This window comes from Vibrio sp. B1ASS3 (assembly GCF_905175355.1).
GTDB classification, from domain to species: domain Bacteria; phylum Pseudomonadota; class Gammaproteobacteria; order Enterobacterales; family Vibrionaceae; genus Vibrio; species Vibrio owensii.
Genome location: NZ_HG992743.1, coordinates 762,571 through 777,734, shown reverse-complemented (window position 1 = coordinate 777,734; position 15,164 = coordinate 762,571). Strand labels below are relative to the sequence as shown.

Genomic DNA, 15,164 nt, shown 5'->3' with positions numbered 1-15,164 from the left:
TTCACCATGTTGAGCTTTTTCAAACGTTACAAACTTCATCGAGCTAGTAAACCTATCCACCACTACCCTTTTTCTTTTATGACGGTATGTGAGCATTTAGCCCCGATGAGCCATGGAACGTTTGAATTAGCTGACCAAAGTTTAGAAAATGCCAGTGATTGGCTTTACCAACAACATGATCAGGTCTCTGCCGCTAACCTTGGCCATTTTTCTCATCACCAAATCGATAATGGTGACTTTCAAGAAGCCCTGAGCTTATCTTTGTCACGCCATTCTATTCCGGTTGTTCTATCAAATTGCACTGAAGCTATTCTGTCGATGTTACCGGTCGTTGTTTGTGATAACGATGAAATAGGTATCATCAATATTGGCCATAAAATAAACCTCAACGCGACACTGGAGCCGCGAATTGGCTCCGCCTTCCACTTTGCCTTGTCTCGTTACCAAAATGTCCGTCTATTTTTCGCAGGTGTGAGCGAACAAGAAACCAAGCAAGAAGCATGGGAATACGCCGAAGACCAAGGTTGTGATTGGGTAACAGACCGAGAGTTTACTTTCCGCTACCGCAATCATCTTAAGCAGCATGTGGGCAATTATCTTGATCATTGCGATCAAATAGTCATGTCGATTGATTTAGCGTCACTATTAACGAAAAACAATTTAGACGGCACGCCTGCGTTGGATATTCAGATGGTACTTCGTACCATTCGGCTGTGTTTGGTTTCAGGAAAGATAAAAGCGATTCAGTTAGTCGGTGATCGAGATCGCCTGATTTACTCAAAGCAAACCAAAGCGATTCTTGAAGAGTTGTACCAAATGGCGCCGTTGATTGACCATGCCGCTTAGTCAGTTTTATAGAGATAGAGCCATCATCCGATTTGGCTTTATCTCTAACCTTTAGCTATCACCTCTAACATCACCCTTTCTTATTATTTTCTAACAATTTATTCCCTCAAAAGTGGGACACACTTCAGCCTCAAGGCTTGAACTAAGATCACATTCAAGCTTTAATACCTGACATATGAACTTGGTATGACATACGAATAAAAAAAAACCGCAGTTCAATAAGTAAGCGACATACAAAATCAAAATAAGAACGCTTATGCCTTTTCTGTGAGTATTTTACTCACTCTCGCTTGGTGCCATTAAGTTCCACTAGATTTAGGATACTTGATGATGCGCTTTATTAGCCTTTTAGGTACAGCACTTCTCTTCCCAGTTTATGGTCAGGCAAAAATTTACGACCTGGCTGACATCACAAGCTTAAATGAGATTTGCTATCAGAGCTCATTTACTAAAACAGGCCGAACACTTTACTGCCCCACCAGTATATTGTTACCTCATGGTTCAAGCATCGTTTCGTCATTACCCGGCGCTTCCCATTCGATATTGGAGTCCTTCAGCAGCATTACTCTATTAGGTAACAACACAATTGGCAGCCCAGAAAAAAAAATCAATCTACGATCTTTATCTGTAGGTGTTAATTCTCAAAATAACCTTGGGGATAACGCCGAGTATTCACTGATCTACGGAAGTATAGACTCGCAATATTCGGTTGTTCTGGAAAACACTCTCATTGACGGAATGGTCGATTCTGTCGGGGGCATGGTAACTACTGTTGGCGACTATAACGTTATAAACGGTAAAGTATCAGGTAACAGTACTGTCACACTAAACAACACAAACGTCTGTGGTGATGTCGAGGCCATAGGGCATGAAATCTCAGTCAATGCGAGTTCAAACTTTATAGTTGGCAATATTAACTCGCACAGTATTATTGAACTTTCTGGAGCCGATGTTTATGGAACAATTCATTCTCAAGGTGAAAGTGGACTATTTGATTTAGGTTCAAGCTCAATATTTGCGAAAAAAGAAGCCATCAGTTCATTCCATGCGACCAGTATTCAAAATGGTACTATCTGCGGCACGATAAACGCCCACGAGGAGAACATTCGAAACGTTGATCGTTATTGCGGCATATCAGAACCCAATTGTTCTTACGTTACGCCTTCGAGAGCATGCCCCGTGCCCGATGTTATTCCTAATTGTACAATTGAAAGGCCATCAGAAGATGACTTCGATCTCGTTGTAACACCAGCAGAAGACATGGCGTTGATGTGTGGTGATGAGTTGCCTCAGTTTACTGTGACCACAACCAACAATGGTGAGGTCACCAGTGCTCAGGTGCTAGCTTCCCTTTCCGATCCTGACCTATTCACGCTTGAGATGGTTGAAGGCAAACAGAAAATTGATGATTCTAACTTTATCTCAAAAGTCGAAGGTACGTTAGTCATCAAAGTCGTACCTAACGATATAAACGCTATCTCGCTCGATGTAAACTACACCCTTAGCTTTACAATGGTCGATGACATAAACAAGGCGCAGACGGTACAGTTTATGTTTACGCCATACATGTTCGAAGCTTATGCAGAAGATCTGAGCTCACTTGATGAAGTCCATGTTATTGCTGGTAAATCAAAAACTGTGAACACGCGTTTATTGGCTTGTGCTGCAACGGGTGAACAGATTATTGCGACAAATTACGACGGAACACCCCAAGTCACCCACCCTCTAATCAAACCTGTAGGCGGCAACGAAGGAAACTTCAGCTACTCTGCGGAGTTCAAAGACGGTCTGTCCAGTCATGGTTTAATTACCAATGAATCAGGTCTGTTCTCCGTCAGGCTCTTCGATACTTTCGAATGTACAGGTTTTCAGGAGTGTCCAGATGAAGGTTCGGTAGAGGTTGTAGGTACATTTAATGTGAAGTCACGACCTTGGACGCTAGCCATCTGTGATGGTTCAACAGCACTGGCCTCTGGTACTTCCGAAAGTGGACCGGGCTTTATTGCTGCCGGCGAACACTTTTCCCTCACAGTGAAGCCGATCGTCTGGCAAAGTGGCGGTTCATTAACTGGAGAAGTTAATACAACAAGCTACTGCAGTGCTGATGTCACTCAAAACTTCATGTTGGAAGATGCGCCAGCAGCCAGTATCGTTTTAAGCAGTGAGCAAAAAACACCCACTGAAACCGCGACTCAGACGAAGAAGTTATTGGAAAGTACTTTATCACTCACTCGCAGTCATATCGAAAGCGAAAACTCTCAATACACCTTCTCCGGCTTGTACTGGGAAGAAGTTGGTAGCTTGAAGATTAAAGCTAACTTGGACAGTCAGTATTTAGATATGACCGTCAACACCGGCTATCGAAATGTTGGCCGCTTTTACGCTAAGTACTTCACGGCGCGTGAAGTCAAATGGACATACCCAACAAAGCAAGACTTCATTTATATGAATCAGCCATTTGAGCGCGTAAGTTATGACGTGGTCGCACTTAATGCAAAGAAAGAAGATATTCAGAACTACGTGCATTTCAATGCTAGCCTTCGCGAACATTTACACTTAGGTGAATTGAGTAACTACGTTGATCGCTTTATTCCACCACCTGCTAACTCAGTGGAATGGAACTTGGTTGGTGATGCTAGCATTGGCACTTTCACAATAGAGAAAGCCAGTGGCAATGCAACTTGCGACAATAGTCCTTGTTGGGAAAAGGATGAGACTAACGGAAACTACCCTGATGGGCCATTCAACAAAGACTCGAAATCAACACAGAGTGAAATCGGCCTGATTCACACAAATGTCGTCGACGAAATACACTTCTTTGATGATCTCCATATCTTAGAACAGCAACCAGATGTCCGTTTTGGCAGGCTCAACTTTAAAGACGTTGGTGGCAACCAAGGTATGACAATCAAGGTTCCACTGGACGTCGAAGTATGGCAAGACGGTCGCTTCGTGACCCACTTTGAGGACAGCGCAACCACAGCCAATGGGCAGCATCATACGCGCACACCAATTTGGTCTAATTCTCCTGCTGATAACACTTTGTTATCCGGAGAAGGCACCATGCTTGCAGGCAGAACGTATGACATTGTCGCGAGCCAGATTGACTCAGCACGAGAACAAGTTCGCTTCGATTTAGACTTGAGCAGTGCAGGCAATAACTTACCTTGGCTCAAATACAATTGGGATAAGAGTGACGCGGACGAAGATAACCCACCGACGGTAGTCACGTTCGGAATTCATCGTGGGAATGACCGCATTATTTATCGTGGAGAGCCCAACTTCATTGGGATGAACTAAAAGCTTACCAACACAAACAAAAACGCCCCTCTCGTGAGGGGCGTTTTTATATTTTGTTCGTTACTTAGTTGAACGACGCGCTTTCAAGCGTTTAACCATGGCTAGGCGACGCTCTGCAGAACCTTGGTCTGTTGCCGATTGGTTCGGGTTGTTACGACGACCTTGGCGGTTCTTGAATGCTGGTTTAGAGTTTAGCTTCTCGATGTAAGATTCACGTTGCTTTGGTTCATAGCCCGCTAGTTCAATACGACGGATGTGTTGTTGAATTAGATTTTCAACCTGCACTACCGTTAGTTCTTCTTCACGGTTAACAAAAGAAACGGCATGACCTTGTTTACCAGCACGGCCCGTACGACCAATACGGTGAACATAGTCTTCTGCAAGGAATGGCATGTCGTAGTTCACTACGTGTGGTAAGTCTTCGATATCCAAGCCACGCGCTGCGACGTCTGTTGCCACCATCACGCGTACTTTGCCTGTTTTGAACTCTTCTAGAGCACGACGGCGAGCACTTTGCGCGCGGTCACCGTGACAAACTACCGCTTTAATGCCATCGAGTTTCAACTCTTTTACTACGTCGTTTGCGGTTTCTTTGTAGTTCACAAACACCAATACCTGTTTCCAGTTTTTACGACCAATAAGTTCAGAAAGCAGCTCAGTTTTACGCTCTTGATCAACTGGGTAAAGCACGTGAGCAACGGTTTGTGCTGTTGTGTTCGCACGCTCTACTTCGATGCGCTTTGGCTTACGTAGAATATCTCTTGCTAGTACATTCAGTTGGGTCGACGTTGTTGCAGAGAACATCATGATCTGTGGATCGGTATCCACATCTAACATGATTTTACGAACGGCATTAATAAAGCCCATATCCAAGATTCGGTCAGCTTCATCAAATACAAGAAACTCGATGTTTGCTACTGAAACGTTCCCTTGCTCAATGTGCTCTTCTAGACGCCCTGGTGTTGCAACCAGAATATCTACACCGTTCTCAAGAGCCGAAATCTGAGAGGACATTTTACGACCACCAAAGATCGCCGCCACTGAGAGGTTCGTGTACTTAGTGTATGCTTTGATGTTATCTGCGATTTGCTCTGCTAATTCACGAGTCGGAGCCATGATAAGTGCACGTGCTGTCTTACGAGACGCATTACGACCACTATCCAACAAACGTTGAATCATTGGCAAAGAAAAGGCTGCGGTTTTACCCGTACCTGTTTGTGCAGTAGCGAAAATATCATGACCACGACGAGCCATTGGAATCGCCTTCTGTTGGATTGGCGTTAACTTCTCATAACCGCATTCTGCCAGTGCTTTAACCACTTCTGGCGCAAAACCTTGAGATGAAAATGACATTGAGCGTATTCCTTAAACAAACCACTAGATAGCTTTGAAAATTTAGCCGTGCACTATACCCGAATTCAAGTGATTTATCTCACTTTTCTCGTGTGTTGGCGTAAAAACTCGGGGAATTATGCGTCTCCCGATTCAGCACCTTATATTTTCAACGCTGTTTTCTCTTATTGGATGAAGAAATAACGGTTTTTACCCGCCTTCTTCGCCTCGTACATTGCCATGTCTGCCTGATGCATTAACTCTTCTAGAGTGCAATCTTGCCCTTTTGTGTAACAGCCACCAATCGAGGTTGTCACTTGATGGAAGGTATCTGGTAACACTTCAATTGGATCTTGAATCAATTGAATCAAAGACGCCGCATAGTGCTCTGGGTTTTGCATATGCTCTTGGGAGCTCAACAAGATAGCGAACTCATCACCACCTAAGCGTGCGAGTAACGCTTTGCTTCCAAATATACGATTCATTACCGACGCAACATGCTCCAAGGTTTTATCCCCTGCGGCATGCCCATATTCATCGTTGATGAACTTGAAACCATCAAGATCAAGATAGACCAAACAAACCTTCTTCCCAGTTTTAACACTCTGCGATATGGTTTCTGTCGCTCCAGCTTGGAACGCCGCTCGGTTCAAAAGCCCCGTAAGACTGTCATGATGGGCTAAATGATGAATACGTTGGTTATCAATAAATGCACGGAGTTGAAAACGCGCAATAAAGTAAGCAAGAATAATGCTTAACACCACGCCGACTTGCATCAGCCATTTGCGCTCGTACTGCGAACCAGAAATTTCTTTTCTATCGGCAAAATCAACGTACGAAACCAACTTCCAAGCGGTCGAGCTGTTCTCACTAACATGATATTCCTGAAAACAATATGGATTGATACGATCGACTGCTCCAACCGATTCAATCGTCATAATCCCATTTTCACTTTCTATCTGACCAGATAACGTATCTCGAATCTCATTCGCTAGCTGTGGGAATGCATTGTAAATCGTCTCATCTTTTCGATGGTTATACATAAACGCAAACTCGGACTCGCGATTTTGTTTATTAAACAAGAAGTAACCATCTTTATTGAGGAGCATATAGTTGGTCCCCATATCAAGATTGAATAGCGCCATGCCTTCCATTAGGTATTTCGCAAGGTAGTTCACAACAACGATGCCACGCTTTTCGCCTGCATCATCATAAACAGGCGTTGCCAAGCGAATCATCGGCTTTAGCGGTACTTCAATTTGACCATGCTCCACATTCAAATCTAATGGTGACACATAAATCTTACGACAGCCGAGTTGCAAGGCTTTCGAGAAGTAGTAGCGATGACGCTTATTTTGCAATTGATCTTTAGATACAACTTTAGCGTGACCATCATTGAAGTTGATTCGCACGACTTCATTTCCGTCCATATCGAGATAACGGAGTTGGTCATACACTTCTTTTCTTTGGCTTACAGCCTCTAGAATAGTGCTCAGGCGTGTTAATTCCGCCTCTCGCTTTGCATTCGGCAGGAGTTCAACGACCTCATAAACTCGTCTTGCCGTCATGATATCCGACAATAAAGCAGTCTCTCTTACAACAGAGCCCATTACCCACTCGATGTATTGCTTTTTGCCCTCTAGCAATGCCTTTTGTTCAACTCGAATATTACTCTTCTCCGCTTTTTCCGATGCAGACTTGTCGTAATGGATGATGCCGCCAAATACGGTGACTAGCAGGAAGAAAATCGCGACAAAGCGTAAACAAAAGAACTTTACTACTGAGAAAGTTAGGGTGGGATTCAAGTGGTCTCCGGTTTCTTGCTCGATGAGAAAAGCCGGCGATTATAGTGATACGAATCACATATATATAGACTTGAAACGATGATAGTTTTCTATCGTCTCAACAATGAAAATTTATAGAAAAAGACCCAAGCATCTGCTCGGGCCTTGTTAGGTATTCATTCGTGTTTATTCAGCAATGCCACAAAGCTTGAGTAGGATCGCTTCTAACTGATCCCAAGGCATCAATTGTGAGTCAATCACTTCGATGCGAGATTCAAAGCCTTCTAAACTCATCTGATTTACAGATACGATGCCATTCGCAACATTGAATGCGTAGCAGCCTTGGTCAGTATTCATTACGGCTTTGATACGCTCTGCCGTAAGATTAGATAGCATTGAAAACAGTTGGTCGAAATTAAAGGTGTATTCTGCCCCGAACAACCAACCACAGCTAAAGTAACCCTGCCCTTTGTTCTCTTTACGGATAAAGGCTTCACCAGGAGGTAATTGGAATTGTGGCTCTTGATGCGCGTGGTCGTGATGATGAGCTTCAATGTGGGAAGATGCACTGCCGTGTACGCGTTCAATGTCCAACACTTCAATTGGTAGGTCACCATCATGAATCAGTTTGCTGAACACTTTAGAAGGCGTTTGATCGGTTACCCAATCGTTGAACACATCAATGTCATGGCTGGTACACAGGTCAACCTTGCTACCGATAACCACATCGGCGCTGCCTAATTGATCAACAAAGTTCTTGTTTGAAAGGTATTTTTCGTCACTTAGGTTACGTGGATCCACCAGCGCGATCGTTGCTTTAAGATCAACATAAGGCAGATATTGCTCAGACGTTAACGTCGCAACTACTTGCTTTGGATGCCCCAACCCCGTTGGCTCGATAAGAAGGCGATCTGGATTTTGACGTAGCAAAGCCGTGATACCAACAGACATAGGAACGCCCGCTGTACAACACATGCAACCACCCGGAACTTCTTTAATCATCGCTCCTTGGTCGGTCATCATCGCGCCATCGATACCTATCTCACCAAACTCATTCACTAATACAGCCCAGTTTTCGTTTTCTGGTTTGTTTTTCAGTAAGTTCAGAATAGTTGTGGTTTTACCGACGCCCAGAAATCCCGTCAGTATGTTGGTAGGTACTCGATGTGACATGCTTTTCTCCGACAAGCTTGTGCTTTAAATGCTTTGCCAAAGTATACGGAGAATGTGACATGCTTCAACGCTTTTTATCGCGTGGGTCTAAGCCTTTATGCAGTGCTTTCGCTTTGGTTTGTTGTGATTGCTGGTAATAACCGAATGCGTCCGCATTTTTAACACCAGACAGGTGCATGCTGGTATGAATCACGCAGGTAAAGAATGCGACAATCGCAACGAGGATAGGAAGTAGTCCGAGGGTGTTTTCGAATTTTAGAGCGGCAATAGCCAAAGCGAAAACAACCGCAGAGGAAAGGGCAATGATCTTACTTCTATTGCTTTTCATGATAGTTCGCCTTTTTTATTGAACAAGAGTTCAAAGTGAATACCTGTGACTTTTCACTTTATAGCTCGATGCTACTCCTTTCATAACACACAAAATTTGAGCGACTTAACAGATACAAAAACACCGAGCTATGAGTCGCTCTAAGCTTGAATTAATAGATATCAGCTAGTCATCAAAGAAGAGGCAATGTTACAGCTGTGTGTAGTAGCTCTTTGTCTGTTTAAACATATTAAACGAGAAGTATTTACTCTATAAAGATCAAAAAGGCTTAACTTATTGGTAGTCGTAGGAGTAAATATAATTCTGATTTTTGTAAAAATTGAGTTTTACTCAATATCGAGCAACACCCAAAAACACTTAACGAGCAAAAGTACGAAAAGTAATTTATCCTGGTTATTTTTAGTTAGGTCTACCTTTATCCCTTGATTTTATCTAACCATTTGCATCAATAGACTTATCTCCGGTTGTATCCAGTAGATAAAGCCCGTTAACTTTTAAAGTTCTATTCGACAAAATTGCACTTTCACAAAGATTGCATAATGGTACAATCGAGGTCGTCTCTCTACCTAGACTTCGGACCTGCACAGCACTTGTTGCGGAGCCAACACATTGAATTACAGAGCAAGCTCCTAGATCCATCTGCTTCTTGGCTTTCCAATAATCTAGCCAAGTTGAATATTGTAGAGGTAACGTACAAAATGTTAATGGTTTAACAATATAAGCCATATATTATCCATCTTCATGCTTTGATTCTTTGTACATTAGAGGCTAAACAAAAAAAATCATTAGCATATAAAATATAACCACAAAAAAATATGCCAACTGAAGCGGTTTAATAATGATTGAATAAAAGTACTAAAGTCTATGCTGCCAATCAAATTGTTTTTTGTTAGTACAGTTTCGTACCCTTTAGATGGCAGAATCATGATTAAGGCTTATTCGGTACTATTTACTTCCTTTTAATAACTCAGTTAATGAATTATCAACAAATTTGGCCTGCGGTGACTGCGATGTCAGATTCGTTGTCAATCGCAGCTTGAGCTAATAGCGCTAACCCTTCGACGATGACATCTAACGACATGGTTGGCTGGTTGCCTGAAGCATCTTGTTCTGGCAAAAGAGGAATATGCACAAAGCCGTGACGTACTGATTTATCACGCAAGTAATGCTGGATACCATAAAACAGGTGATTGCACACAAACGTCCCTGCCGTATTTGATACTTGGCATGGAATGCTCGCGTTCTGTAAAACGTTTGTCATCGCCTTGATGGGTAGCGTTGTAAAGTAAGCGTCTGGACCATCTTGAACCACTGGCTCATCGATTGGTTGATGACCGCCATTATCAGGAATACGGAAGTCGTCTACATTGATTGCCACACGTTCTGGTGTAATCGCAGCTCGTCCCGCAGCCTGCCCTACTGTGATGACAATGTCTGGTTGGTATTGCTCGATAGCCTTAACCACGGTGTCAATGGATTCACAACGGGTTACTGGCACTTGGCAAATCACCACTTCACCACCGTTGAGCTTTTTGCCTTCTAATCGTTTTACCGCTTCTAATGCAGGGTTAACTGACTCGCCACCAAATGGTTCAAAACCGGTGATTAACACTTTCTTCATCAATGTGACTCTTTGTAATTTTTGTTCGACGTATGATTGAAATTCGAATTTACAACAATTTAGCGTGATAACGCCAAGCATTATTGTATGCAAATCCTTCCTTGGTTTCTGCAAGCAACTTAGGTAGAGTACGCGACCATTGAATATCGACAATTCGAAGAGATTGAAGACGATGAACATTGATAATCACGTAATAGAAACATTGGAAGAGCTAGAAGCTTTCCTACACCTAATTGAAAGTGGCGCACTGGGTCTTGAAGGCGTAACAGGTGTCGCATTGGCTACAACCAACACCGATGGCCGCCCTTTTGTCGCTGTATTAGGTGACCAACACCAACTCATCATGGGTCGCTGGGTTTCTCAGCACGTTTACGACAACGGTAAAGACATCGTTCGTAACGGCCCACAACGCAAACATTAATTCGCGTTTCTGACCCGTCATGATTGGGTTGACATTTTTAGTTATAAAGCTCGCTTAAATAGCGAGTTTTTTTATGCTATTTGTAAGTGTATTAAGCGCATTCCTACAATACTCGCCTGCTTTATAAGCTATTGTTCAAAAATAAAAAATAAGCTTGTCAGCATGGTATCGAGTCGTGACATTTTGCTGACAAAACCACTCTAGAAACTCCTAGAATTCATCTCGGAAGCGATTCTAATTTTCGTTTCCGGACACCATCGCAGAGCAGTTATCCTAGTTGCTCTGTTTGCCCCGTTTAGCCCGCTTGACAGCCTTGGACTAAACGGGGCTAATTATATGGTCCGCCTCACTCTCAAGCCCTACGCTTAGAGTAGGCTCTCAGAACGAGGTGAACCATATGTCTACCATTCACATCTTAGGTATCGATTTAGGCAAGCACTGCTTTCATGCGGTTGGTAACAATCACACTGGCAAAGACGTTATTCGCCGTAAGTTTAGTCGAAGCCAACTACTCCGTTTCTTATCTGTACTTGAACCTACCATCATCGCTTTTGAAGCCTGTGGTGGTGCTCACTGGCTTGCGAGAAAGTGTGAAGCCTATGGGCATCGAGTTCGACTTATCCCGCCTCAATATGTAAAACCTTACGTCAAAGGTAACAAGAACGACTTTATTGATGCAGCTGCGATAGCAGAAGCAGCGAGTCGACCAAGCATGAGATTTGTCTCTGCCAAGTCAGAGGAAGCTCAGGTAATCGCAGCTATCCATCGAGTGAGGGATGGTTATATCAAAGAACGAACGGCTTGTATGAGCCGAATTGGAGCAATACTACTTGAGTTTGGGCTGAGTTTTCCTAAAGGCCATGCCAAGATGAAAGCGCTATTTCAGTGGTTGGCCGAGCAAGATATAAAACTACCACCGAGTCTGGTCGCTGAGTTGCTCTCGATTCATGAGCACTATAAATACCTAAATGAGCAAGTATCTACTCAAGATAGAAAACTGAAAGCAATTACTGAAAATAATGAAAATGCCGAGCTTTTGAAGAGTATTCCTGGTATTGGTGATTTAACAGCAACGCTGTGTGTGGCTAATATCAGTTCTCCTTCAAACTTTGGTGGAGGTCGCGAGATGGCTGCATGGCTAGGACTCGTTCCAAGGCAGTATTCAACGGGTGGCAAATCAAAGCTATTAGGCATGAGTAAACGAGGGAACAAACACCTTCGCGCTCTATTTATACATGGAGCGAGGTCCGTGCTATCTAGGATAGAAACAACAGGAAAAGTGTTTGGAGATTGGTTAGTCAATTTACGAGCAACAAAGCCGTTTAATGTAGTGGTAGTCGCACTTGCCAATAAGCTAGCAAGAATAGCTTGGGCGGTGTTGTACCACCGCCAAGCTTTTAAGGCTGTATAGCCATAACCAAGTTTGCAACGCCAATGAACGTGATGACAAAAACGGTCGATCGGCCAGATTAGTAACCTGATACAAAAAATAGCACCTAGTTGCTTTGGGGCTTTTAAGGATAATCTGGCGCGGATATCATCGTGGAGCGGGAAGTTAATGTTCCCAACGTGGACTCCGAATACATTAGCGCAAACCAACTCCGTTATTACTAAATTGTAGTTGCAATAACGGGGCGGACCATACATTTTTTAGAGGTGTCTATTACTTGTTGTAACTTACTGTCGGAAGCAAACGTGTTTCCAGTTGGCAGGCCAAATGTCGGCAAATGGCGCAGAATTATCGCCTTTAACAACTAAATTTCTCCGACGCTCTGCAACTGATAATGATAGAATCCCCGCATCAAAACTATCGAGCAACTCTATGTTTATCCATCATGTTAACGGCATCGACTGGCTGGTGATTACAGCTTTTGAAGAACTGAAACCTATATTCATCGAAGATGCTGGTGCGATCCCCTCTTGCTTCTCTATCGACAGTGAATTGAGCCTGATTGATCAAGCCAAACGGACTTATGGATATTTGCCTGCACTCGACGGTGTAATCACGGATACCGGCACGTTTGAAAGCCAAAATAACGACGAAGATTTAAACCCACAGCTAGCATGCTTAGTCGAGGGGCGCGGGCGAGTGTTTATCTATCACGGCGGATTTGTCGCTTTTGTAGATGATGAGCAGACGTTTATTACCCGAATGAACTGAAAATTATTCCATGAGAAGAGCAATGCTGCGGTTAACTGGCGAGCAGCATTACTTGCAATCGAGGGGGTAAAAAAGAGTCAGCCTGATAGTCTGACTCTTTTGTATGAAACCGAGGGTATTGCGAGAAGGTTGAAGGTCGTTGAATCGGTTGAATCCGCTTATTACTGAGGCTGGTGGCCAGTCTTCTTTGCAAACTCCTGCATCGCTTCGGCAAACGTTGTGGTCCCGCCTTTAGCTTGAACCTGTATCACCTTGTACCCCATCTTTTCCAACGCTTGGCGTTCTGCCAAAACCGCTTTGTCATCTTGCTGACTGCCCTTTGCAGGTTGATGAAGGTAGCACCCTTCTAGTTGACCATCTTCGACCAGTTGGTGGTGTTTCAGTGCATTAATATCAAAATTCATGGTAATTCTTTAAATCAAAAATAGGGAGTTTCTGTGGCAGGTTACATGCGCTTTAAAGGCTTAACAACACTATCTAAGCCTTCAATTTTTAGGGCGAGGCAAAGTTTTAGCAGTTCACCTAGCTCCCCTTCAGGAAAGCCTTTTTTATCAAACCAGAGTAGGTATTCTTCTGGAAGATCAATCAGTACTCGCCCTGCGTATTTGCCAAACGGCATTTGCATTCGAGCGAGTTTGATCAAATTTTCTTTTTCTAACATGGCGTTTTGTCTAACGACTTAGATTTGGGTAACTTGGTTGTCGAAAGTAACAAATAATCGATTAACCCACCAGTGGATTGCGTCTTTCGCTCCACTTAACCCATCAACAATGTTATCCAAATCTTTATCGCCAACATGTCGGTCTATCACCGCAAAGATAGGTTCCGCCGTTTTGGAGTCGCTTACCAGCAGTTCAATGGTCGCCTCTCCCACATTGGTGTGCTCGCCCGTTGTTAGCTTGGATATTGTAGAAACACCAATACCAAAAGGCAGTACAGAGCTTGTTACCGCTAAGATCGGATTGGGCGTTTCCACATTACTGATCGCGATACTCAAACGAAGTGTTGAGTCACTTGGCTCATCCACAATGCGTTTATTGGTCGAGATCTTCTCTTTGAGCCTCATCACCATGTAATCAGACAATTCATTAATGCTCTCATCATCCAACTCAGCATCTTTCACAACCACAAAAACACGGTCCACCAGTACGCTGTCGTATTTATCTAGAACGGCTTTTAATGTTTGCGCATCTTTAATGTCATCTCTTGCCCACACTAAATCGACTCTGCCTTCAGGACCCGGTCGAAAATCCTCATACGAAGTAAATTTCGTCTCATCGACTTGTGGACCTCTGGCACAACCAGCCAAAAGAACGATAAAAACAGACAAGGTGATGCACTTAAAATACGGTTTAAACATGACGCCTCCTAAAATTGAATATACAGTTTATCATTCCATATAAATTTGACCAGTATTTATTCACCTAATGGATATTTTGTTGAATCAAGTATTGAGCTTCCCGCTGCACAATTTCATGTTAAAGTACGCCGCTTACTGGAAAGCATAACGAGAAAAATAATGAAGTCACCTTGCCGCGCAGCCTGTAAAAACAACGGCGGAATCTGTTCTGGCTGTCACCGAACCATGGAAGAAATCGTGCAGTGGAAAGATAAGTCTGATGCTCAACGAGACGCGATCATCGAGCAATTGGTTGGAAATGATTCAACCCACTCTTGTCCTGAGTGTGGCACGAACGCGCACTGCGATATTGCTGCGGGGAAAGAGACGTGCTGGTGCTTTGATATTGAGACCAGAGATTTACCAAAACCAGATGCGGGGCAGCTTTGTTTGTGTCGTAAATGTTTGGAGAAAAAGCCAGTCGCCTAGCCTATCGAATATAGGACGTATCGGACTGGCGATCATTGAAATGAAGGTGAGGTCTGCGAACTATTTCTGCGCTAACGCTTGGGATTCAAACTTCACACCATCCCAACCTGTCACCATAAAGTTACGAATGTTTTGATGGTCGTTGTTCTCTGGATGTGCCAATACATCTTCACGGTAGAAGCGACCAAAACACGCTAGCGTCGCCTCTTTGCTTAGGTTATTCAATTGACCAAACGCGAAGATCTTGCACGAGCCGTTATTCTCACCGGCATTGTTCTGCGTTTCACCATTCACAAAAGCCGCTGGCGTAAACGCGTAGTTCTGATGAATCCCCTAATGATTTTTATCAAAATCATTAAGTTAAGGTAGA

14 protein-coding genes and 1 pseudogene are annotated in these 15,164 nt (G+C 43.4%); 6 read left to right on the top strand and 9 right to left on the bottom strand.

Translation table 11 applies throughout. From position 1 onward, the window contains the following. The first annotated feature begins 6 nt into the window (after window positions 1-6). Window positions 7-846, top strand: a complete 840-nt coding sequence (locus KJB05_RS21965) for an arginase (RefSeq protein WP_009704684.1) — start codon at window positions 7-9, stop codon at window positions 844-846. 327 nt (window positions 847-1,173) lie between these two features. Beyond that, window positions 1,174-4,146, top strand: coding sequence for a DUF6701 domain-containing protein (locus KJB05_RS21960; RefSeq protein ID WP_208444720.1), 2,973 nt, complete (start codon window positions 1,174-1,176; stop codon window positions 4,144-4,146). Between the two features lie 60 nt (window positions 4,147-4,206). On the opposite strand, the gene KJB05_RS21955 is transcribed toward KJB05_RS21960, so the two are convergent. The 5 genes from KJB05_RS21955 to pcp all read right to left on the bottom strand — a co-directional run bounded on the left by KJB05_RS21955 (window position 4,207) and on the right by pcp (window position 10,384). Next, window positions 4,207-5,499 (bottom strand): DEAD/DEAH box helicase, encoded by a 1,293-nt coding sequence (locus KJB05_RS21955; RefSeq protein ID WP_009704686.1) that lies wholly within the window; start codon window positions 5,497-5,499, stop codon window positions 4,207-4,209. Window positions 5,500-5,663: 164 nt separating this feature from the next. Then, the gene (locus tag KJB05_RS21950; protein ID WP_199481294.1) at window positions 5,664-7,283 is read right to left on the bottom strand and encodes a sensor domain-containing diguanylate cyclase; all 1,620 of its coding nucleotides are present in this window, start codon (window positions 7,281-7,283) and stop codon (window positions 5,664-5,666) included. A 165-nt stretch (window positions 7,284-7,448) separates the two neighbouring features. Then, window positions 7,449-8,435 carry a GTP-binding protein gene (locus KJB05_RS21945; RefSeq protein WP_208444721.1) on the bottom strand — a complete coding sequence of 329 codons (987 nt, stop codon included), beginning with the start codon at window positions 8,433-8,435 and terminating at the stop codon, window positions 7,449-7,451. 64 nt (window positions 8,436-8,499) lie between these two features. Continuing rightward, window positions 8,500-8,763, bottom strand: coding sequence for a hypothetical protein (locus tag KJB05_RS21940; RefSeq protein ID WP_009704690.1), 264 nt, complete (start codon window positions 8,761-8,763; stop codon window positions 8,500-8,502). 982 nt (window positions 8,764-9,745) lie between these two features. Beyond that, window positions 9,746-10,384 (bottom strand): pyroglutamyl-peptidase I, encoded by a 639-nt coding sequence (pcp, locus tag KJB05_RS21935; protein ID WP_208444722.1) that lies wholly within the window; start codon window positions 10,382-10,384, stop codon window positions 9,746-9,748. Between the two features lie 172 nt (window positions 10,385-10,556). Between pcp and KJB05_RS21930 the strand changes: the two genes are divergently transcribed. From KJB05_RS21930 to KJB05_RS21920, 3 genes are all read left to right on the top strand, one after another. Then, window positions 10,557-10,805: a hypothetical protein gene (locus KJB05_RS21930; RefSeq protein WP_005442576.1), complete on the top strand. Its 249-nt coding sequence runs from the start codon at window positions 10,557-10,559 to the stop codon at window positions 10,803-10,805. Window positions 10,806-11,202: 397 nt separating this feature from the next. Further along, the gene (locus KJB05_RS21925) at window positions 11,203-12,216 is read left to right on the top strand and encodes an IS110 family transposase (RefSeq protein WP_102778931.1); all 1,014 of its coding nucleotides are present in this window, start codon (window positions 11,203-11,205) and stop codon (window positions 12,214-12,216) included. Window positions 12,217-12,627: 411 nt separating this feature from the next. Further along, complete coding sequence (locus tag KJB05_RS21920; protein WP_199455019.1) at window positions 12,628-12,966, top strand: cytosolic protein; 339 nt, start codon at window positions 12,628-12,630, stop codon at window positions 12,964-12,966. 161 nt (window positions 12,967-13,127) lie between these two features. Here the strand turns inward: KJB05_RS21920 and KJB05_RS21915 are convergent, their stop codons facing one another. Genes KJB05_RS21915 through KJB05_RS21905 form a run of 3 tightly spaced genes read right to left on the bottom strand, consistent with a single transcriptional unit; the run spans window position 13,128 to window position 14,326 of the window. After that, complete coding sequence (locus tag KJB05_RS21915; RefSeq protein WP_020195304.1) at window positions 13,128-13,370, bottom strand: hypothetical protein; 243 nt, start codon at window positions 13,368-13,370, stop codon at window positions 13,128-13,130. 41 nt (window positions 13,371-13,411) lie between these two features. Next, window positions 13,412-13,627 carry a DUF3820 family protein gene (locus KJB05_RS21910; RefSeq protein WP_005433583.1) on the bottom strand — a complete coding sequence of 72 codons (216 nt, stop codon included), beginning with the start codon at window positions 13,625-13,627 and terminating at the stop codon, window positions 13,412-13,414. Between the two features lie 18 nt (window positions 13,628-13,645). Next, window positions 13,646-14,326: a DUF3313 domain-containing protein gene (locus tag KJB05_RS21905; RefSeq protein WP_208446508.1), complete on the bottom strand. Its 681-nt coding sequence runs from the start codon at window positions 14,324-14,326 to the stop codon at window positions 13,646-13,648. 159 nt (window positions 14,327-14,485) lie between these two features. On the opposite strand from KJB05_RS21905, the gene KJB05_RS21900 reads away from it, so the two are divergent. Then, on the top strand, window positions 14,486-14,794 hold the full coding sequence (locus KJB05_RS21900; RefSeq protein WP_054823794.1) for a cysteine-rich CWC family protein: 309 nt from the start codon (window positions 14,486-14,488) through the stop codon (window positions 14,792-14,794). A gap of 60 nt (window positions 14,795-14,854) precedes the next feature. Here KJB05_RS21900 and KJB05_RS21895 read toward each other — a convergent pair. Next, a pseudogene (locus KJB05_RS21895) lies at window positions 14,855-15,115 on the bottom strand (HopJ type III effector protein); the annotation flags it as partial. Window positions 15,116-15,164 lie beyond the last annotated feature (49 nt).